Origin of the sequence: Butyrivibrio sp. VCB2001 (genome assembly GCF_000423965.1) — a bacterium.
GTDB lineage: Bacteria > Bacillota > Clostridia > Lachnospirales > Lachnospiraceae > Butyrivibrio.
Window position 1 is genome coordinate 195,332 of sequence record NZ_AUIZ01000003.1, and the last position, 20,238, is coordinate 215,569.

17 protein-coding genes and 1 tRNA gene are annotated in these 20,238 nt (G+C 45.4%); 5 read left to right on the plus strand and 13 right to left on the minus strand.

Annotated features, from left to right (window positions below; genetic code table 11):
• The first annotated feature begins 45 nt into the window (after window positions 1–45).
• From G589_RS0105585 to G589_RS0105595, 3 genes are read left to right on the plus strand one after another with little or no spacing between them, the layout of a single operon-like run.
• Window positions 46–2,094 (plus strand): glycogen debranching protein, encoded by a 2,049-nt coding sequence (locus G589_RS0105585; RefSeq protein ID WP_035775446.1) that lies wholly within the window; start codon window positions 46–48, stop codon window positions 2,092–2,094.
• The gene (locus tag G589_RS0105590; protein ID WP_026521393.1) at window positions 2,091–3,458 is read left to right on the plus strand and encodes an MATE family efflux transporter; all 1,368 of its coding nucleotides are present in this window, start codon (window positions 2,091–2,093) and stop codon (window positions 3,456–3,458) included. Before G589_RS0105585 ends, G589_RS0105590 begins: the two co-directional genes overlap by 4 nt.
• Window positions 3,455–4,651: an ATP-grasp domain-containing protein gene (locus G589_RS0105595; RefSeq protein WP_026521394.1), complete on the plus strand. Its 1,197-nt coding sequence runs from the start codon at window positions 3,455–3,457 to the stop codon at window positions 4,649–4,651. The genes G589_RS0105590 and G589_RS0105595 overlap by 4 nt, the downstream gene beginning before the upstream one ends.
• Window positions 4,652–4,722: 71 nt before the next feature.
• Here G589_RS0105595 and G589_RS0105600 read toward each other — a convergent pair whose 3' ends face one another.
• From G589_RS0105600 to G589_RS0105635, 8 genes are all read right to left on the minus strand, one after another.
• The gene (locus tag G589_RS0105600) at window positions 4,723–6,369 is read right to left on the minus strand and encodes an ABC transporter ATP-binding protein (RefSeq protein ID WP_026519163.1); all 1,647 of its coding nucleotides are present in this window, start codon (window positions 6,367–6,369) and stop codon (window positions 4,723–4,725) included.
• Window positions 6,370–6,371: 2 nt separating this feature from the next.
• Window positions 6,372–8,198, minus strand: a complete 1,827-nt coding sequence (locus tag G589_RS0105605) for an ABC transporter permease (protein WP_026521395.1) — start codon at window positions 8,196–8,198, stop codon at window positions 6,372–6,374.
• 172 nt (window positions 8,199–8,370) lie between these two features.
• Window positions 8,371–9,777, minus strand: a complete 1,407-nt coding sequence (locus G589_RS0105610; protein WP_026521396.1) for a hypothetical protein — start codon at window positions 9,775–9,777, stop codon at window positions 8,371–8,373.
• Between the two features lie 155 nt (window positions 9,778–9,932).
• On the minus strand, window positions 9,933–11,207 hold the full coding sequence (locus G589_RS0105615; RefSeq protein WP_026521397.1) for a HipA domain-containing protein: 1,275 nt from the start codon (window positions 11,205–11,207) through the stop codon (window positions 9,933–9,935).
• A 2-nt stretch (window positions 11,208–11,209) separates the two neighbouring features.
• A complete protein-coding gene (locus G589_RS0105620) occupies window positions 11,210–11,422 on the minus strand; it encodes a helix-turn-helix domain-containing protein (RefSeq protein ID WP_026521398.1) in 213 nt (70 codons plus the stop codon).
• 113 nt (window positions 11,423–11,535) lie between these two features.
• On the minus strand, window positions 11,536–12,300 hold the full coding sequence (locus G589_RS0105625) for a response regulator transcription factor (RefSeq protein ID WP_026521399.1): 765 nt from the start codon (window positions 12,298–12,300) through the stop codon (window positions 11,536–11,538).
• Entirely contained in the window at window positions 12,278–14,023 is a 1,746-nt protein-coding gene (locus G589_RS18980; protein WP_051192200.1) for a sensor histidine kinase, read from the minus strand. The genes G589_RS0105625 and G589_RS18980 overlap by 23 nt, the downstream gene beginning before the upstream one ends.
• A 2-nt stretch (window positions 14,024–14,025) precedes the next feature.
• Window positions 14,026–15,090, minus strand: a complete 1,065-nt coding sequence (locus G589_RS0105635) for an extracellular solute-binding protein (RefSeq protein ID WP_026521400.1) — start codon at window positions 15,088–15,090, stop codon at window positions 14,026–14,028.
• A gap of 65 nt (window positions 15,091–15,155) precedes the next feature.
• Here G589_RS0105635 and G589_RS0105640 point away from each other — a divergent pair.
• Window positions 15,156–15,229, plus strand: a tRNA-Arg gene (locus G589_RS0105640).
• Window positions 15,230–15,461: 232 nt separating this feature from the next.
• On the opposite strand, the gene G589_RS0105645 is transcribed toward G589_RS0105640, so the two are convergent.
• From G589_RS0105645 to G589_RS0105665, 5 genes are all read right to left on the minus strand, one after another.
• Window positions 15,462–16,310 (minus strand): AraC family transcriptional regulator, encoded by an 849-nt coding sequence (locus G589_RS0105645; protein ID WP_026521401.1) that lies wholly within the window; start codon window positions 16,308–16,310, stop codon window positions 15,462–15,464.
• 78 nt (window positions 16,311–16,388) lie between these two features.
• On the minus strand, window positions 16,389–17,180 hold the full coding sequence (locus G589_RS0105650; RefSeq protein WP_026521402.1) for an ABC transporter permease subunit: 792 nt from the start codon (window positions 17,178–17,180) through the stop codon (window positions 16,389–16,391).
• Window positions 17,181–17,195: 15 nt separating this feature from the next.
• On the minus strand, window positions 17,196–17,879 hold the full coding sequence (locus G589_RS18985) for an ABC transporter ATP-binding protein (RefSeq protein ID WP_035775457.1): 684 nt from the start codon (window positions 17,877–17,879) through the stop codon (window positions 17,196–17,198).
• A gap of 112 nt (window positions 17,880–17,991) precedes the next feature.
• Window positions 17,992–18,465, minus strand: coding sequence for a DUF3021 family protein (locus tag G589_RS0105660; protein ID WP_035775459.1), 474 nt, complete (start codon window positions 18,463–18,465; stop codon window positions 17,992–17,994).
• A gap of 1 nt (window position 18,466) precedes the next feature.
• Window positions 18,467–18,907: a LytTR family DNA-binding domain-containing protein gene (locus tag G589_RS0105665; protein ID WP_026521404.1), complete on the minus strand. Its 441-nt coding sequence runs from the start codon at window positions 18,905–18,907 to the stop codon at window positions 18,467–18,469.
• A gap of 107 nt (window positions 18,908–19,014) precedes the next feature.
• On the opposite strand from G589_RS0105665, the gene G589_RS0105670 reads away from it, so the two are divergent.
• Window positions 19,015–20,145 carry an SLC13 family permease gene (locus G589_RS0105670; protein ID WP_026521405.1) on the plus strand — a complete coding sequence of 377 codons (1,131 nt, stop codon included), beginning with the start codon at window positions 19,015–19,017 and terminating at the stop codon, window positions 20,143–20,145.
• Window positions 20,146–20,238: the final 93 nt, after the last annotated feature.

Here is a 20,238-nt window from a genome sequence, read left to right on the forward strand (position 1 = left end):
ATAAAATTATAGTGGTCGCACTTTAAAAGAAAGGCAGATCTGCCTATGTATAAAACAATAGACGGGATCAGGTGTAAGCGCGGAAATCCGCTTCCGTTCGGTGTCAGTCTCACAAATGACGGCGGGATCAACTTCTCCGTAAATTCAAGAGACGCTACGTCCTGCACGCTAGAGCTTTATAAGGACAGCGGAAAAGCTTTCGCAAGTATTGAGATTCCGGGGGAGTTTAAAAGCGGAAGTAACTACTCGATAACCATCTACGGACTTGATCCTGAAAAAATATCATATACGTATCGCTTTGGGGGGAAATTCGATGAGTCCTTGGGACTTCGATTTGACCCCTCTTTTTGTCTTCTGGATCCCTACGCCAAAATAATCACCGGAAGAGAGATCTGGCAAAAAGACATATCGAAGCCTCTTCGGGGCAAGATCCTGACGCAGGAGTTTGAGTGGAAGGATGATGCTCTAAAAGAGCTTTCTTTTGATGACCTTTTGATCTATGAGCTTCACGTAAGAGGCTTTACCATGGACTGTGGCTCCATGATAAAAAACAAAGGAACCTACGCCGGGATTGTTGAGATGATTCCTTACTTAAAGGAGCTGGGCATCAACTGCATTGAGCTGCTGCCAACCTTTGAATTTGATGACCTTGAATACAACGGAACCTTTGAAGGAAAGACTTTATACAACTACTGGGGCTATAACACTGTAGGATTTTTTGCCCCCAAAGCTGCCTACGCCAAGGGAGGCGCTGCCACCAAGGCCGTTTCAGAGTTTAAGACCATGGTGCAAAAGCTGCATCAAAACGACATCAGGATAATCCTTGATGTGGTCTTTAATCACACTGCCGAATATGTTCCGCCTTTGGGAGATACCTACAACTTCAGGGGAATTGATAACAGAACCTACTACATCCTTGGAGAAAACGGGGAGTACAAGGACTTTACCGCCTGCGGAAACACCTTTAAATGTAATGACCCTATAGTTATCGGTTTTATCCTGGACTGCCTGCGGTATTGGAAAACCGAGTACCACATCGATGGCTTCAGATTTGATGAAGGCGCTGTGCTTTCAAGATCAGTTGACGGAACCCCTATGGAGCACCCTCCGGTTCTTGAAGCTATTTCCCTGGATCCCATCCTGTCTTCATCTTATCTTATTGCAGAGGCAATCGATGCTTCAGGCCTCTACCAGGTGGGCTCCTATCCTGCTCCCGGTCACTGGGGCGAATGGAACGACAAGTTCTCACACTGTGTCCGGAAATTTATCAAGGGCGATGCTGATGCCGGCCCTGAGCTGATAAGACGGATCAAGGGCTCTCCGGATATATTTGGAGGCACATGCCCTCACAGTCCCGTTAACTATGTCACCTGCCATGACGGCTTTACCATGAACGACCTTGTCTCCTACAACGAGAGGCACAACCTTGAAAACGGGTGGGACAACAGCGACGGAATCGCTGAGAACTACAGCTGGAACTGTGGAGTAGAAGGGCCTACAGATGACCCTGAAACAGAAGCACTTCGAAACAGACAGGTAAAAAACTTCTTTGCCCTCCTGATGCTAAGCCGCGGAACTCCCATGATGCTCGCAGGAGATGAAATAAGAAATAGCCAGCAGGGGAACAACAACGTCTTTAGCCGTGACGGCAAGATTTCCTGGATCAACTGGGAAAACATGGAAAAGCACAAAGACGTGTTGGACTTTTATAAAAAGATGACGGCTCTTAGGAACGCCCATCCCATCATCAGAAAAGAAGCTCCTGAAAGAAGCCTGAAAGAAGGCGGCTATCCCGACCTGTCCTTCCACGGGACAGAGCCCTGGAGCCTTGATGAAAACGCTCCGTTCCTGACTTTCGGATTCATGTACTGTGAACCTTCAGAAGACTCTTTTATCTACTGCGGAGTAAATGCCTTCTGGGAGAGACAAAGCCTTAGACTTCCCATCATACCTGAAGGCCTGACCTGGAGCGTATATGCCTATACAGCCGATGAAGAAGAACCCGGAATCGGCGACGGCGGCTATATTGATATCGAATCCCGGAGCCTTATCGTACTAGTTGCAGAGCCTGCAGAAAGGCCTAAGAAGAAATGAAACATATCTCAAAAGAGGTCATAAATAAATATCTAAAGCTCCTTCCCATCCAGATTCTGGGCATTGTGGTATCTGCCACAAATTCTCTTATAGACAGCATCATCACCGGAAGGTACATAGGGTCAGAGGCCCTTGGCGCAATTGGTCTGTTTGCCCCCATCATCTCGGCTGTAGGATTTTTTATGATCCTGATAACCGGGTTTGAGATCCTGTGCAGTACTGCTCTGGGAGAAGAAGATAAGGAGAAATCCAGCTCACTCTTTTCCACCTGTATCTTTATCGCGGGGCTCTTATGTATCCTGACCACGCTTATCTGCGTCGTTTTCAGGTTCCCATTATCACGCCTGCTTGGAGCCGATCCGGCAACAGAAGTCCTTCTTGCTGATTATATTCTCGGGTACTCACCGGGCTTTATCGGCGATGTGCTGATGGCGATAATGATGATCTTCCTTCCGCTAAACGGCGACACAAAAAGATCTTATGTCGGCATTGCAGCCCTTATCGTATCGAATGTAGCTCTTGACCTCATAACTGTCATCTTCTTTGATATGGGCGTATTCGGAATGGGCCTTGCATCCTCCGTAAGCTATATTTTATCGGCGCTTCTCCTTGTGCCGGGCTTTATAAATTCTGAAAAAATGCTTCGAATAGATTTTAAGCTCCTTAGCTTTAAGCCCGTGGCAGAAGCTGTTAAGCTTGGTTCTCCGAATCTCATGTTTACTCTTGGCACTGTAATAAAGGCCTACGTGCTCAACTGGGCTCTCATGAAGAGCTTCGGTGTTTCTGCCATCGCTACAGCTAATGTACAGAACTCTCTTTGCAGCTTCCTTGGAGCTGTGCCACAGGGATGTGGCGGAACCTTTTTGGTCCTTGGAAGTTTGTATTTTGGAAGCAGGGATAAAAAGACCTTTTCAGAGGCCTTTAAGTTTGCCATGGAAATAGGGATCATCCTGTCCGCCTTTCTTGCAATTCTCCTTATGGCGGGATCTTACCTGATATCCTCCTTCTATTTTGACAAGAGCGATCCGGCCTTTTTGATGACCAGGGACATGCTTCTTATCTTCCCGTCATTTCTGGTATTTAACACGGTACTGACGATCCTGCTCAGAGTCTATCAGTGCCAGAAGAGGATAACTCTTGTAAACATCCTCTCCATTGCTGAGAATCTCATGATCGCAGCTCTAGCAGTGATCCTCATCAGTATCATGGGCATAAACGGCGCCTGGTACGCCTTCCCGATATGTGAGATCATCTGCATACTGTGGGTAGCTATCGATATAAGACTAAACGCTAATAAAGGTGACGATCCGGTAAAAGAGTGGATCAGTTTCGGGCCTGTATCTGACCAAAGGAGAAGCTTATGAATTATATCTTTATATCGCCCAACTTTCCAAAGTGTTATGAAAACTTCTGCAACTGTCTAAACAAGCAGTCCGTGACCGTGCTTGGCATAGGGGATGCTCCTTACGATGAGCTATCTCCTATGATCATCGAGTCCCTTACTGAGTATTACAAAGTGGATTCCCTTGCGGATTACGACCAGGTATACAGAGCAGTGGCCTTCTTTGCTTTTAAATACGGCAAGATAGACTGGATCGATTCCCACAATGAGTTCTGGCTTCCGTCAGATGCAAAACTCAGAGAAGACTTTAATGTAAACACCGGTGTAAAGGGAGATAGCATTTACCGCTACATCAGGAAGTCCCTGATGCACAGGATCTATATACATGAGATGCTTCCTACAGCTCCTCAGATCAACGTAACAGACCTTGAAAGTGCCCTTAAGTTTGCAAACAAAGTGGGTTATCCCGTTGTTGTAAAACCCGATATCGGTGTTGGTGCTTCCTCCACCTGGAAGCTGGAAAACGACAAGATGGTAAAGAAGTTCTTTAAAAACCTTCCCGATGTTCCATACGTTATGGAGAAATTCCTCTACGGACGAATCGACGCCTATAACGTCATCATTGACCAAAGCGGCGATATCGTATTTGAGCAGTTTATGGACTGCGACCCCATACTGGATGCTGTCACCAACGATGAGGATCTTGTTTACACAACAATTCCGGAGGTTCCCTACAACGTGCGCATGCTCTGTACAAAGCTTATCAAGGCCTTGGAAGCCAAAGCCGGCTTTGCCCACATCGAGCTCATCTGCCTTGACAGAGACTATCCCGGCATCGGCAAGAAAGGTGACTTCTCAATCCTTGAACACAACATGCGTCCGCCGGGAGGCTATACTCTCGACATGATGAACTATGCCGGTTCCTGCGATGTCTACAACATCTACGCAAAGATTGTCAGCGGCAATAAGGAAGAAGAGCCTCAGATCCAGAAGCAGTACTACTGCGTTTACACCGGAAGGAAAGACAGGTTTACCTACGACCTCAGTCATGAAGAAGTGCTGGAAAAGTACGGCAAATCCATCGTAGTCTACAAGCTGATGGAAAAGAATGACTGGAAGGTAATGGGCAAATATATGTACCTCGCAAAGTTCAGATCCATGAAAAAGGCGAGGGAGTTCATGGCAGACACTACCAGAAAGAAAGAAAAAGAGTGACACTTTAAAAGAGCGAAAGGCCTTGGCCTTCCGCTCTTTTTATTGTTATAGAATTACTTGGCGTCTTTTTATTACAGTTCAATACTTCCTGCGCAGATGAGCTTACCTGATCTTCTATCGAAAAGGAGGATGTCTTTTCCATTGATATTGATCTTCTCTTCCTGGCCGATCTGATAGATCACGCCACCGAAGATAACACTGGTAAGAAGGAACTCACCTACTTTAAGCTTAAGAGTTGACTCCATACCTGTAGGCATCGCACCGTAGATGGTTGTGTCGATCTTTCCGTTGGGATCGATGTCTATTGCCTCAGGGCGGATACCAATAACGAAGTCCTCATCAGTGATAACAGGCTCATCAACGATTGAATCATCCTGCTCTTCCACCTTCTGAACATGGTACTTAAATACCTCGTCCTTATTGCTCTTCTCTACAGCACCCTTCTGAAGGAGTCTCTGTCTCTCGAACTCAGCCTTATCTGCTGCCTCTTTATCCCTTGCTGCTCTCCACTCTGTAAGGTCCATCTTCTCTGTGGGAACAAATCTTGCCTTGATTCCGCCGAGGATATCAAGAGAAAGACTTCCGTCACTTCCCTGAGTTCCCTTTGCATCAACAAAGTTCATGGAAGGATTTCCTACGAAGTCAGCAACAAAGAGGTTTGCAGGTCTGTTGTAAACTTCAAGAGGTGCAGCGTACTGCTGAAGCACACCGTTGCTTACAAGACAGATCCTGGTTGCAAGTGTCATAGCTTCCATCTGATCATGTGTTACATAGACGAAGGTTGATCCTGTCTCAACATGGAGTCTCTGGAGCTCATATCTCATCTCGAGACGGAGCTTGGCATCAAGGTTTGATAAAGGCTCATCCATGAAAAGAACCTGTGGCTCCGGAGCCAGGGTACGGGCAATAGCAACTCTCTGCTGCTGTCCGCCTGACAACTCTGCAGGGTATCTGTCCATGAACATACCGATCTTAACGATCCTTGAACATGCTCTTACCCTTGAATCTATCTCCTCCTTGGAGAGCTTTCTGTTCTCGATCACAGGCTCTCCGTTCTTTGTTACTTCGTACTTATCATTGAGGCTCTTGCCTTCTTTTTCATATCTGCTCTTAATGCCTGAGAGCTTGCTCTCATACTCTGAAAGCTTGGTCTTTGCAACAGCCGATGCATCGGAAGCTGTATGAATTCCCATAGCATAGAGCTCTTTTGCTGTATAGATAGAGAGGTTGTAGTTGTCGATGAGCTTAACGTAAGCCTTGTTCTCATCGAGCTTGCCATTCTTATCACGGCACTCCTCAACAATCTCTTTTACCTTATTACCGTTCTGAAGGGCTCTTATAAGGTCCCCTGCCTGCTTGGCTTCAACGTCAAGTACAGGCATTTCCTCGTGGATGTTCTTAAGACCAAAAGAGATGTTCTCGTAAACTGTCATGTTAGGCCAGAGGGCGTAGTTCTGGAAAAGAAATCCCACCTTACGCTTGTTGGCAGGAACGTTGATACCTGCGTTTGAATCAAAGACAACCTTATCTCCGATGGTGATCCTTCCCTCTGTTGGTGTCTCAAGGCCTGCGATCATACGAAGGATTGTAGTCTTACCACAGCCTGAAGGTCCGAGAAGTGTAATAAAGGAATTGTCCGGGATATTAAGGCTTACATTATCTACGCCGAAGAACTTTCCCCAACGCTTTGTTATATTTTCTAAAATGATTTCCGGCATGATTACTTTCCTCCTATGCCGCTGTCAAGGCTGGCGCCTGTCAGCTTGTTTACTAATGTGTTAAATACAAGAATTGTTACGATGAGGATCAGGTTGATGGCACTTGAGAATGCGTAAAGACCCATCTCATCGAAGTAGTCAAGTGTAGTTGAAAGGATAAAGCCCTGTGTGCAGAGAAGAAGGAACAGGGACAACTCACGAAGACATGTCATGAAGGGAAGAAGATATCCGCTTATGATAGAGGACTTCTGGATCGGAATGATGATCCTGGTCATTCTCTTTATCCATGAGGTGTTCATGATTATCGCTGCTTCCTCGAGCTCGTTGGAGATCTGGAGCATTGAGTTCAGTGAACTTCTCGAAGCAAATGGTATGTATTTTACAACACCTGCGATGATCAGAAGTGTGTATGTGTTAAACAGATTGATGTGCTCGTTGGAGAAGAGGATGAAGAACGCTGCTCCAACTGCGATCGAAGGCATAAGGTAGGGCAGGAATGCTACGTTGTTTACATAGTTGGCCCACTTATTTCTTCTCTTCTTTGCTACGGCGTATCCGATCAGAGTTCCGATGGTTCCTGCGATAAGTGCGCAGACAACTGCCAGGAACAATGTTCCGAAGAACGCATGCCAGATGGTCTTGTTATAGAGGATACCCGGCTGACCGTACATACCGTTCTCTGTAATGTTCTCGTTAGTTACCCACCACTTGTTTGTCAGGTGTGCAAGGTTTCCTGTGTAAAGGAAGCTGTAATCACCCGGGTTTGGAAGGAAGGTCTCAAGAGCGAACAGAACGATGGGCCAGATACTTGTGAAGAATGTGATGATGATGAAGATTATTCCCACAAGGTATTTTCCGACTTTGCCGATCGTAAGCTTTGTGAGCTGACCTGACTTACCGGTTACGGTGGTGTAGTTTTTGCGACTCTTTAGTGAGAGCTGGTTCATTCCAAGGATCAGTACTCCGAAGACCATCATGATGATTGCCAGGATTGAAGCTTCTCCGGTGTATTTACTGTTCATGGAGATGTACTTGGTTGAAAGTGTTGTAAGGTTCAAATAGTGTGGTACCGGGTAACTTCCCATTGCACTTCCGAATACCAGAAGGATTGTTGAAAGAATAGCCGGCTTGATCATTGGAAGCGTTACCTTGAACATGATCTTCCACTTCGGTGTATCAAGGATGGTTGCTGCCTCCTCGAGGTTGGCATCCATGTTCTTGAAGATACCGCCTATAAGGATATAGGCAAAGGGTGCATAGTGGAGTCCTAGTACCATGGCACTTGGGAATACTCCCTGGCACCACCAGTGTGGGAAGTACACATTAAAGATCGCTGCCAGAAGTCCATCAGATGTTCCCGTAACCTTGTTTGAGTAGAACATGTGCTGCCATACAACAGCCAGTGTCCACTGAGGCATGATGTAAGGGAAGATGAAGATGGAGCTTAAGTACTTTTTAAACTTCATATCTGTTCTTGTTACAAGGAAAGCGAAAAGTCCGCCGAACAGGATTGATATAAAGCAGGTAAGTACTGAGAGGATGACCGTGTTAAGAAGCGGTATCCAGAGGTTTGTCTTTGCAAGTTTACTTGTGAAAAGATCTGTGTAGTTAACTATTGTGTATCCGGATACTCTCTTGGTCAGATGCTGATCAATGGTTCCGGGATGGATCGCAAAGGTGTCTTTTACAATTGCGATGATAGGTGCGACAGTACTGAAGGTCAGAACAATCCCAAACAGCAAAAGTATTATATTCTGAGGTTGGGAAAACCATGTCTTTACCTTATTCTTGAAAATCGCACTTTTGTCTGGTTTTGCGATTGTCTGCATGTTGTCTCCTTTGAGCAGAGCACTTGGTGAGGTTTTTACGAACCTAGTGCGAGCCATGGGTGTGTACTTGACGAGGTCCTTTCGAGTCTAGTACAGCATCCCATTATAATTGTCAGTTACTCTTTAAAAATCACAAGGGCTGATTAAGCCCTTGTGACCATATGGTTGTTTATCATTCGCCCGGAGCGTAGTGATCAAGTACGTCAATCCAGCTTCCTACTGTGAAGGAAACCTCTGAGCAGTATGCAGGATCCTCAAGAACGAGCTCGCCGTCTGTTGTCCACCAGTCATAACCACGGTCGTTCTTTGCAGGGAACTCATCTCCGCCGCCCTGTGAGTGCTGGAATTTCTCTTCAACCTCTTTTGCAACGTTAGGATTTGATGAATATCCACCCATATCCTTACCCCAAGGCTCAAATCCTGCCTCTGTGCATGTCATGAATGCGATGAATGCGCATGCTGTCCAAGGAAGTGGTGAGTTCTTTGTAAGGAAGAGGTAGTGGCAGTAGCCGTATCCACCGATTCCTGTGTAGCCATCCTGGTAAGCTGCTACGTTGATGTTGTTAACTGATACTGTAGCTGACTCCTCAACTGAACGGAGCTTTGAGTAAACAAGAAGGCCTGCCTGGTCCTTAGCTGATGCATCAACAAGTGTGTTGCAGATAGGGCCGTCATCGGTCTGCTCGTTGTAGTTGTTAACCCAGAGCTTGATCCATGCAAGGGCGTAAGCGCCGTTTGCACCAAGTCCAAGGTCGCTGGCATCTGCCTGCATAGCCTGGATTTCAGGCTCGAAGTATGCCTTCTTTGTATCGTCAAGCTTGTCATAAGCTTCTTTAAGCCATGTTGCGTACTTATCTTCTGTGAGCATCATAAGGAAGTTCTTTCCTACGATCTCAGAGTCAACGCCCATGAAAAGAGGGTGTGAACCTTCATATACGAAGTCCCAGCAGTTTGTGTATGTTGCTGTTCCTTGATTGTTGTACATGAATACCTTGTTAAGTGTCTGAAGAGGAAGGAATCCCTCGTAAGCATCAGCTGTTGTTCCGTTAGCCTCTGCCCACTCCTTAGGAACGAAAGTCTTAAGGATATCTGTGTCAACCATCTTGGACTGGATCTGGTTACCGTCCTGGATAAGAGTCATGGCAAATGTGCCTTCGCTCTTAAGTGAATCGGATGTAAGCTGCTCGAAGATCTTGTTGTTCTTGGGCTGCTGCCACTCGAATTCCATTGAATATGAAGGATCGATAGACTGAAGATACTCGATGAAAACAGGAAGTGCTGACTTACCACGGCTGGAGTTTCCTACGCCGTAGAATGTCTTTCCGTTTGACTCTTCGATAGCTTTCTTGGCAAGCTCTTCCATTGTCATGCCCTCAGCCTCAGCGATGATGGCATCGATTCCTGTGAGCTCCTCTGCAGGTGCGCTCTCTGCTACTGCTGTGTCTGCTGCAGGAGCTGCATCAGATGTTGCCTGTGTGTCAGTTGTAGCTGCAGGTGTACTTGCTGCGCTTCCGCAACCAGCCAGCGCTGAAACTACCATTGTGAAAGTTAAGATTGTAGATAATACTTTCTTTTTCACTTTTCATTTCCTCCTTTTACATTAACCCTTTGTTTTTTGTACAAAAAAATGTACTTACGGGCGTTTGTTTGCTCTGTAAGTACATTGTAGATTTTGTTTATATTTATTTTGAGATGACAATTCTGATATTATTTGTAAAAAAATGACAAATTTTATTAAATTATTCTTTTCCTGCTATAAAGAATTCTGTCACCTATGCTTGTGGCATTCTCAAATCCGATGTCGGAAAGTTCCCTCGATGCTTCCCTTATGGCAGATTCGAATCCTTCCAGCACTTCATCATATACCCTGATCGCAGGTTTTTCTCCAAGTCCGACCATTCCCGCCATAGTCCGGAAACTGTCTCTTGTAACTTCATCTATGTTTCTGATTCCGCCTATGTTAAAAGACATTTCTCTGGTTGCACTTTCATAAATCAGCGTCCCTATAACATCATAGGCCGGAGCCAGTTTTACCCCGGAGAGGTCAGATTTGTAAAGCAAAGAAAAATTCTTGATATGAGAATCTGTATTTCCTATTACGTAGTTAAATACAATTCTTCTCCACAGAGAAAGCTGATCCTCAAGCGGATTGATTGCGTAGAGCCTTAGTATCTCAAACATTCTCTGCGCATAGTTTTGCCCTTCTTTTTCATATTTGTCAAAAGAGGCAATTCCCATAGCCTGGGCAAAGTCTTCCTGATGGATCCTATGGGGCAGCTTCAGACCATCAACATATTCTTCTGCCCCTTCGAAGGTCCTGTCATATCTTCTTGTTGCAAAGAGCACCTGGGAATCCAAACCTTTTCCCATGTTTATAATGAAACTTTGAGGAATCTTTATTCCGCATTTTGAAGCAGTAAGCATAGATAACTGCTCATTGGTTACGATTCCATCAAGCCTTATATGACTCTGTTTTACTATATGAGTGCTGGGAGCAAGCCCCACCGGCAGATACCACGAGTCTTCTTTGTCATCATAATAAAGCCCCACTTTGCCTGATGCTCCGGTGAGTGACAGATGAGTCTTTATAACCAGTTCCGTGGATTTTGTCGCTCCCTCTGAAGCAAGTTCTTCCACCTGTTTTGCAGAAAGCGGCTCATAGGAAATATCTTTATCTTCTTCATCCAGATAAACCCTGAGGGCACCAAGGCACTCTTTTCCCAGATTATAAAGGATTGAAAGATAATCTCCTTCATCAAAGTGCATATTTCCTGCAATCGCCCTGCGCATGAAACCTTCGGGTAAAAGGCCATCAAAAAAAATCCGGGTTGCTTCAGGAGAAAAAGGTTCCTTTTGTAAGGGCAACGATATTGATATCGGATGTGCAAAGGAGCCTGACAGAAACTCCTCAGAATACTTAAACTGCGCGTTATTTGAGGACTCTCCTTCAATTGTTCCTACTTTTATCTGTTTCCCGCCTATCTCAAGACCAACGTTGTATGTTCTCATTTTTATCCCCTTGCTTCCATAGTCAGGTCCAGCCCAAGGATACTTGCCAAATAAAGTGCTTTTCCAAGTTCCGCTGTGCTCTTGCCGTTCTCAAGGTCAGAAAGAAAACTTACACTGAAACCTGTAAACTCAGAGATATAGCTCTGGGTGTAGCCCAGTTCCTTTCTGCGCTTCCTTAATGCATTTCCAAAACTCTTTGCATCGGTTATCTTCATGGCATCTCCTCTTCGCCGTACGAACAAGTTATTACATGTAGGCAAAAATTTAGCCGTACGAACAAATTTACTTAATTTAAGTATAATCTTCGTCGTACGGCTAAGTCAAGTTATTATTCAAGTCCTTTGGTCTGATAGTCTGATGGGTTTTTGCCCACCAGCTTTTTAAAGGTGTTGGAGAAGTAGGCGATGTCAGAATAACCTACCTTCTCTGCGACTTCGTAGACCTTCACGTTTACATCCTTCAGGTAGTCCATGGCCTTTTTTATCCTGTATCTGGTGAGGTAGTTATTTATGGACTGATCGGTCTCTGATTTGAAAAGCCTTGAAATATGCCCCTCGCTTACGCTCATGGCCTCGGCAAGTTTGGTGATACTAAATCCCGAGTCAACATAGTTATTCTCAATATATTCTATGGCTGTCTGAACGTAGCGGTTTGAAACCTCATCTTTCGTCTTGAGCGGAATCAGCTGCTCCTCAAGCTCAGCGTTTGATGCCGGCGCATTGGGATGGAGGTGAAGGAGCCTTTGGATTGAGCCCTCAAGCTCACCGTCCTGAAAGGGTTTTAAAAGATAATCCGATACTCCGATTCGTATAGCCTGCCTGGCATACTCAAACTCGTTGTAGGCTGTAAGAAATATCACCTTGGTACCGGGACATTTCTCAATGATCTTCTCTGCCATCTCTATGCCGTCCATCTTGGGCATGCGAATGTCTGAGATCACAAGGTCCGGGCGCAGAGTCTCAGCCGCTTCAAGGCCTTCAATGCCGTTGGCAGCTTCTCCGACAACTTCGCATCCGATAAGAGCCCAGTCGGTCTCACTCTTTATTCCCATACGCACATATTTTTCATCATCAACTATCAGTACTCTTGTCATTTCTCTCCTCTTCCTTCACCGGCTCTTTTTCCGAATAAGGAATTGTAACTATCATGATGGTTCCACCCTCCGACGGTCTTACGGCCATAACTCCGTACTCCTTGCCGTAGTAAAGTCTTATGATGGTGTTCACGTTGTTAAGACCCAGGTGCCCCTTAAGAGTTTCCGGATCATCGTTGTTAAGGGCATTCAGCATCTCATCGCTGATACCTTTTCCATTGTCCTGAACGGAAATCTTAAGAAGGTCAGGGGATCCGTCCTTACCTTTTTCCTTGATGGAAGCCACATAAATATGGCCGTTGTCCATATCGTCCATGCCGTGAATAATGGCGTTTTCTATGATAGGCTGCAGGATAAGCTTCGGGATGATGGCTTGCATCACATCCTCAGGGATATCTATGGTAATGTCAAACTTATCGTCAAATCTTATCCTCTGGATGTCGCAGTAGTTCTGGATCAGCTTGATCTCTTCCGAGAGCCTTACAAACTGAGTCTGGGAAATACTGGTCCTGAGGATCCCGGCAAGTGACGCCGACATGGTCGCAACCTCCGGCACATGATTTGCTTTGGCAACCCACTTGATGGTATCCAAGGTGTTATACAAAAAGTGCGGATTTAGCTGTGCCTGCATCATCTCGATCCTGGTCTCGTTGACCTTTCTCTCAGCAGCCACTCGCTCTTCCATAGTGTCTTTTAACTGGGTAGTCATCTTGTTAAAGCCAACAGCAAGCTGCTCGAATTCATCCTCTCTGCTCAGCTCTATCTTGGCATCGAAGTCTCCCTTTCTAAAGCGCCTCATACCTGCTGCCAGTGTTCCTATGGGCTTGGCCACGTAGTTACTCATTCGGTTGGCAACTATCAGGCAGATAAGGACACTGATGATAGCCAGGAAAATGATGATCTGATAACTGGCTCTTACTGCGGATTCATCGAAGACCGGAGGCGTAACGTAAATTCCGAGAAGTTCTGTATTGCCCAGCTGCTTTATGTAAATGTTCTTCTGGAAGCCATCGGTGTAGAGCTTTCCGTCTTGCAAATTGCTGCGGATCGCTGACAGGTCTTTTCCGTCCTCAGCTGTGCCCACCAGGCAGTACGGTTCAAGAAAGCTTCCGGTCAGCATGAAGCCGTCTCTGGCGTTTATGGAACTTGAAAGCTGATTTCTGAGCACCTGCTGATCGATCCTGATAAGGGCTACTCCCGGCTCCTCTTTATCAACCATCAGTCTTGCTATGAGGAAATCACCTTCGTCTTCTGTGCTACTACTTATATCCTGGGAAAAGACTGTATGGCCTCCTCCCTGAACTGCCTGTCTGATCACACCGTAATAATCCGGAAGTGCTGCGGGTTTAGAGCCGCTGGCAGTTGAATACATACAGCGACTTCCCATGTAAAGATCCACCTGCGCAAAGGAGCGCACCTGTCTGGTTGCCTCGTAAAGATCGGCATAGATGGCGATAGAATTCTTCCTTCCCTTATAGAAGGAGTTTATGAGTACTTCACTGTCTGCAATGGCATCCAGGGTTTGCTCTGATTTTGTCAAAATGTCATTTATCTTGCCTATAGCTACGGCTTCCTGCTCCGCATCTCTCTTTTCGTAATCGCTCTTTATCCTGGCCTGGAAGCCCTGGATTGTCAGTACGCCTCCGAATATTACAAGGAAAAGAGTTACTGCTAGGAACACCACAAAAATCTGCCGCTTGAAGGATTGTCTCACAAAGCCCATACTCACTCTCCTTCCTGCCCGGCTAGGGCATTCCAGAGGGAAAAGACTTCTTCCTCTTCCCTGGCGGATTTTTCCACATCAAATTTTATGAAGGTCTCAGTATTTCCACGTTTGCTGCCCACATCACGCCTTGCGGATCTTCTGTAGAAGTTCTCGGTGGCGTATCTCTGGGTGTCGTAGGAAACCACGAAGTCAATAAACTTACCCGCGTTATAACTGTGGGGAGCGTTCTTTACCATGGCAATGCCATCGGGAACGGCACTGGTCCCGTCCTCCGGATAGAGCATGGAAATATCTTCATATTGATCCATGGCTTTCCTGGCCGTCTCTTCCAGAGTTATTCCTATAAGGAAACTTCCATCCGAAACTTCGGGAATAACCTGTCCTGAAGAAGGGAGGATCCTTCCTTCCAGCTGCTCATAAAACCTTGGTACCAGACTCTGGGGCTCTTCGTTAAAGAGCTGCTCCATAGTTGATAATATCGTATAGCTGGTTCCTGAACTATTGGGATCAGCAAAGGCAATCTGCCCTTTCCACTTGCTGTCAAAGAGCTCTTCCCAGGTAGTGGGAAGTTCTGAGTAGGATACCAGTTTCTTGTTGTAGACAAATACGATGGGGAGCTCGGTAAATGGAATCCAGCGGTTCTCATCGTCCACATAGTCAGGATCCAGAGCGCTCCTCTCGACAGGCTCATAAGGCATGAAAAGATCTTTTGCCGCCTCATAGCTCTCGATACCACCGCCGAACATAATGTCGCAGCGGCCTTGTTCTGAAGCCTCTTTTACTTCGGAAAACATCTGCGTCGTACCGCCTGTGTGAAGCTCAACCCATATCCCTGTGCGGCTTTCAAACTCCCGGATGATCGGAAGATACACCTCTTCCTTGTGGGAAGTGTAGACAATAAGCTGCTTCTCCTGAGGTACAGCATAGCTGCTTGAGAGCTCCTCAATCTCCTGCTTCCTCTCCGATCCTGCGCACGCCGAAAGAAGCAGCATAACTGCCGCTAGTAAAGTCGCTGTCATTATGGCCTTCAGGCGTTTTCCGAAATCTCTTTTACCATGTCTCATGGTCCTATTCTACTACATACCTGCCTTGATTTACAAAGCGCATTGTGATAATATACTTAGTGCATGTTTCCGTAGCTCAGCAGGATAGAGCGTTCGCCTCCTAAGCGAAAGGTCGTGCGTTCGAATCGCATCGGGAACACTCGCGAAGGCTACAAGCCGTGCAAAAAAATAGATAATCCGACTCGTGGGAGTTTACTCACAATCGAGTCGGATTATCTATTTTTTTATAGGGCGCCAGCCCGCGGAGAGGAAGCTCTGCTTCCTCGTCGCGCATGGCTTGTGAGTCACTGGGGACGTTTTGAGTCACTGGGGACGTTTCACTTTGACTCATTTTGAGTCAACGGGGACGTTTCACTTTGACTCATTTTTTCTTAAGCTTTCACTGGAACCCATATTTCTGAGTAATACTCAGGATTCTGCGATCCCTTAGCATACTTCTTTTCATCCGTATAGAATTCAATATTAAATCCGGCAGCTATCTCATAACTGCTGGCAGGAAGCCACTCATTAAAGACCTGTGTATTAACGCTCTGCAGAGCCTGTGGCATTGCACCTTTGCATGGGAACACAGCCCAGGTGTACTCCGGGATCTCTTTTACCTCATAGCCTTCTGACTTTGCCTTGTCTTCGTCGTAATCATCTGCGATCATGTAGCGGAACTGATCACCCTTGATTTCATCATCAAGGCATACTCCGTAAACGCCCATGATCTTGTTTGCCGGATTAGCAAATACCTCATCCCAGAACTTAGGTATTGTGCTGTAGCCATTACCATAATCAATGATCTTCGAAACGCCCATTACTTTAAATGCCGGTTTTTTCTCAATCCTGTACTCCATTGTTTTCCCTCCATCTAATGTCAGTTTAATATGCAGCGGCGCAAAAGCTTTAATGCTTGCACCATTTTGTCTTACATCAGTTGGAGTGCTTCCATGAAATCTTGTAAACGCCTTGGTAAAGCTGTCTGCCGAGTCGTAGCCATACTTCATGGCAAGGTCAATCACCTTGATGTCTGAAGAAGTCAGTTCTTCTCCTGCAAGAGAGAGCCTTCTCATCCGGACGTATTCTCCGACAGTGTATCCGCACAGCATAGAAAAGCCCTTTTGAAAGTAAAACGCGGATGTATTCACTTCCTTAGCAATCCTGCCAACTGTCAGATCTTCGGTGATATTCTCCTCGATAAACTTTATGGCGTCTTCAATGATTTTTGTCCAGTTCATACGTAACCTCCAACTTGATTGTAACTTTAGTATAGAGGTCTTGTACATACTTCTCCCGACAAAAAGTGCTCACTTTTGTCAGCTGGCGAGATCTCTGCGATTAAAGACTACAAACGCCAGGGCTGCGCAGCAGACAGTGACTATAGCTGCCATAACAAGAGCCAAGGCTTCTACTTCTATTCCCGAGAAAATCTCAGATGCATTCGCGTAAGAGTATGGTCCGATAAAGAGATAATCCTTAAGGTCCGGAACAACTCGTCCCATAAGATCATACACATAGAAAAGCAGCACTATTCCAAGTCCCATACCCATCTTGCTCTTTCCGGAAAATGCAGAGATTCCGAAGCATATTGCTGCAGTCTCGATGTTCATCAAAAACTGTCTGAGCATGAATGCAGTAAATTCCTGAGTCGGAACATCTTCCCCCAGGTAAACAAAACCGCAGATATAGAATACAGCGCAGATTACAGTAAACAGTGTGAGCAGGATAACCACGCATGCACCCTTTGCTGCAAGAACCTTGCTCCTTGAAACCGGAAGCGAGAACAGAAACTCTCCGCTGTGCTTATCCTCTTCCTTGGACAGGATGTCGATCGCCAGAATTGCAGCAAACATGCCACTTCCAAGGCCATGTACCGTGCCGACCTCCGTCGCAAAAAATCCCTCAATCGTCGCAATGCTCAAAGTGCTCATACCAAAAGCATCGGAAAACGCTCCCATGTTGGAGAACATATCCGCCATGTCCTTCATGTCGCCTTCCATGCTCTGATAAAGAAGGATGCAGACAAGGCCCATGAGTCCTACCGATAAACTCCATATAAGAAATGTCTTTAAGTTAAGCTTTAATTCTCTAAATAATATGTGTTTCATAGCTGCCTCCTTTCTTTAATCTTCATAGAACTTAAGGAACGTATCGTCATCAATTCCAACATCTTCAAGCATTGTGAGCCTTCCCTCTCTCATGATGGCCGCATGCCTGCAGTACTTGTTGACCTCAGTAAGTACGTGTGTGGACAAAAGACATGTCGCCCCCTCGTCCACGTATTCGCTGACCAGTTCAAAGAATGTCCTCTGCATCAAAGGATCCAGACCTCCCGTCGGCTCATCAAATATAAAGAGCTTTGGCCTATGCTGCATTGCACAGACTATGCTGACTTTCTTTCTGTTTCCGTAAGAGAGCTGCTTGATCTTTTTATCCTTATCAACCTTTAATCGCTCACATAATTTCTCAGCTTCGGTAGAACAGTCAAGGCCTCTGACATCCGCTGCATACTTAATGACATCCTTAACCTTCATGGAATCGTAGAACCAGGCTTCAGATGGCATGTAGCCCACATTCCTTAGAATCTCCTCATGCTGCTTAATACTGTCCATTCCAAGTATCTTTATTTCTCCGCTGTTGATCTTAAGAAATCCCAGCATAGAGCGGATTGTCGTGGACTTCCCGGCGCCGTTTGGTCCAAGAAACCCGAATATATCACCCTCTTCAATGCCAAGAGAGACATCTATGACTCCGCGGTTTTTTCCGTAGCTCTTTGTAAGGTTTTTAATTTCAACCACACTACTCATATCTTTCCCCTCCTGTTTATCATCATTTTCGTATCCTTAATTTATGATTAACACAAAGAAAAAGCGGGAACAATGGCTGTTCCCGCAAGGTGCACTTTAATTCCCCTAAGATTCACTTTTTATGTTCGGACTGGAATATCCGAAGGTCCTCATTGAGTCTTTTATCATCGATATAGCGCTTTGATTTATATATAAAATAGACACAGATATAGCAAAGCAAAACATACGCTGCAAATATGAACGTAGCCGTAAGGTTCCTGTCAAACCACTTAAAGACATATGACAATACACTATAAACCGCCGTGCATATCACCATTCCCAACAGCTCTTTTCCCCCGAGACTATCCGCCTCATCAAAGTTCCATAACAGATAAACCTGGATGTATCCTATCACGTAGCACGCAAGTATCATCTCCAGCATGTGCAGCATATCCGCAACAAAAGAGCCACCAATAATCCTCACCACGCAGTAGAAGAACAGTATAGCAAAGAAGTAGAGACAGGCCTTAAATTCTATGCCGATCTCTTTTGTGAGATAGAGCTCCCACAAGGTAACACGCGACTTGTCTTTCTTTTTATCACCCATCTCATCTTTCTCCTTTCAATAGTCTTCTGAAATCCACAGCATATCTTCTTGAGATCATGATGTGTTCTCCGCCTTCCATGGTGGCGTCGATCCTGTTGGAGGAAAGGCTCTTTAGTGCTCTGACCTTTCCAACATTTATGATCATGGACTTGCTGCACCTGAAAAACGTCTCATCCTTAACTTCGTTCATAAAGGAAACCAGTGTCCCTTCAATCCTGGCCACAACATCTGTCGTATATGCAAAGAGCTTGTCGTCCACCGTTTCCAGATATAATATGTCTCCCAGTTCAATGGAGACGCTCCCCGACTCTGTCCTGCCCCAGAGCTTGCCGTCGCCGCCTTCCAATATTCCTATTATTCTCTCAACTGTAGGGCTCGGTTCCTTGTACCTGATGACAATGCTCTCTTCCCCTTCAGTGATCTTCTGAATGTCGATATTCATGGCTGTTTCTCCCTATTACTAACATAACACAATGTAATCCTTGCAAAAAGACACATTTTTGTGGTATTATTTCGTCGTTTTGAGATTTAGAATTCGAGGAAAAAAACATGGGAAGAGTTTTTAAAAATATACGTAAAATCGACACCGTTCTGTGTATCGCATGGATACTGGCTATTATCTCTGCATTCTTTGTTCACCCGGGCAAAGAGTACCTTGGCTATATAGATTTCAGGTCTCTGGGAATTCTCTGGGGACTTATGGTTATCATCCAGGGCTTTAAAGAGAATTCAGTATTTGACAGGATTGCGGGATTTCTTTTATCCAAAGTCACAAAGAGCTGGCAGCTGGCAGCGATGCTGATCTTCATGTGCTTTTTCGGAAGTATGCTGATCACCAATGACGTGGCGCTCATCACCTTTGTTCCCTTTGCTCTGATGATACTTCATGACTGCGAACGCGAAGATATGATGATTCCAACCGTTGTTCTTCAGACAGTTGCAGCAAACCTGGGAAGCATGCTGACTCCCATCGGTAATCCCCAGAACCTGTATCTGTACGGACTTACAGGCATGCGCCTTGACCACTTTGTCATGATCATGCTGCCCTTTTCTCTTGTCTCTGCAGTTCTCCTTGTTCTCGGCCTCCTTATCATACCAGGCAGGGAAAAGAGCCTTAAGAAGAGCAACAATTCTTCCATCACCAGTCATTTCGAAAGTAAGCGCCAGATCATCATCTACGCTGTGCTTTTTGCGATAGCTCTTTTAACAGTAGTAAGGATCCTTCCCTGGTACGTATTTGCGATCATCGTTCTAGTAATTGTTGGAGGCATGGATTACAAGATTCTTTTCCGTGCAGACTATATTCTGCTCCTGACCTTTATCGGATTTTTCATCTTCACCGGAAATATGGGCAGAATTGAAGTTATCAGTTCGTTCCTACAAGAAGTCTTGATTGGTCGCGAGTTTGGAATATCCGTTGCGCTCAGCCAGATAATCAGCAATGTCCCTGCAACTCTTATGCTCTCCGGCTTTACTATCAACTACAAGTCACTCCTTATCGGAGTTAACGTAGGTGGTCTTGGAACACTCATTGCTTCCATGGCTTCACTTATTTCATATAAAGCTTACAGCAAAGAGTATCAGGAAAAGAGCGGAAAATATCTTTTGGTCTTCACCGCAGTGAATGTAGTGTTCCTGATCGCTCTGGTTCTGACATACGTAATTATCAGATATCTATGATCCTGCATAAATTTGTTTCTGATTTTTGTTGACGAAGTCAGATAAACATGTTACAAATGTAAGTGGTTAGTTTCCAAGCACAATTTGGAGGTA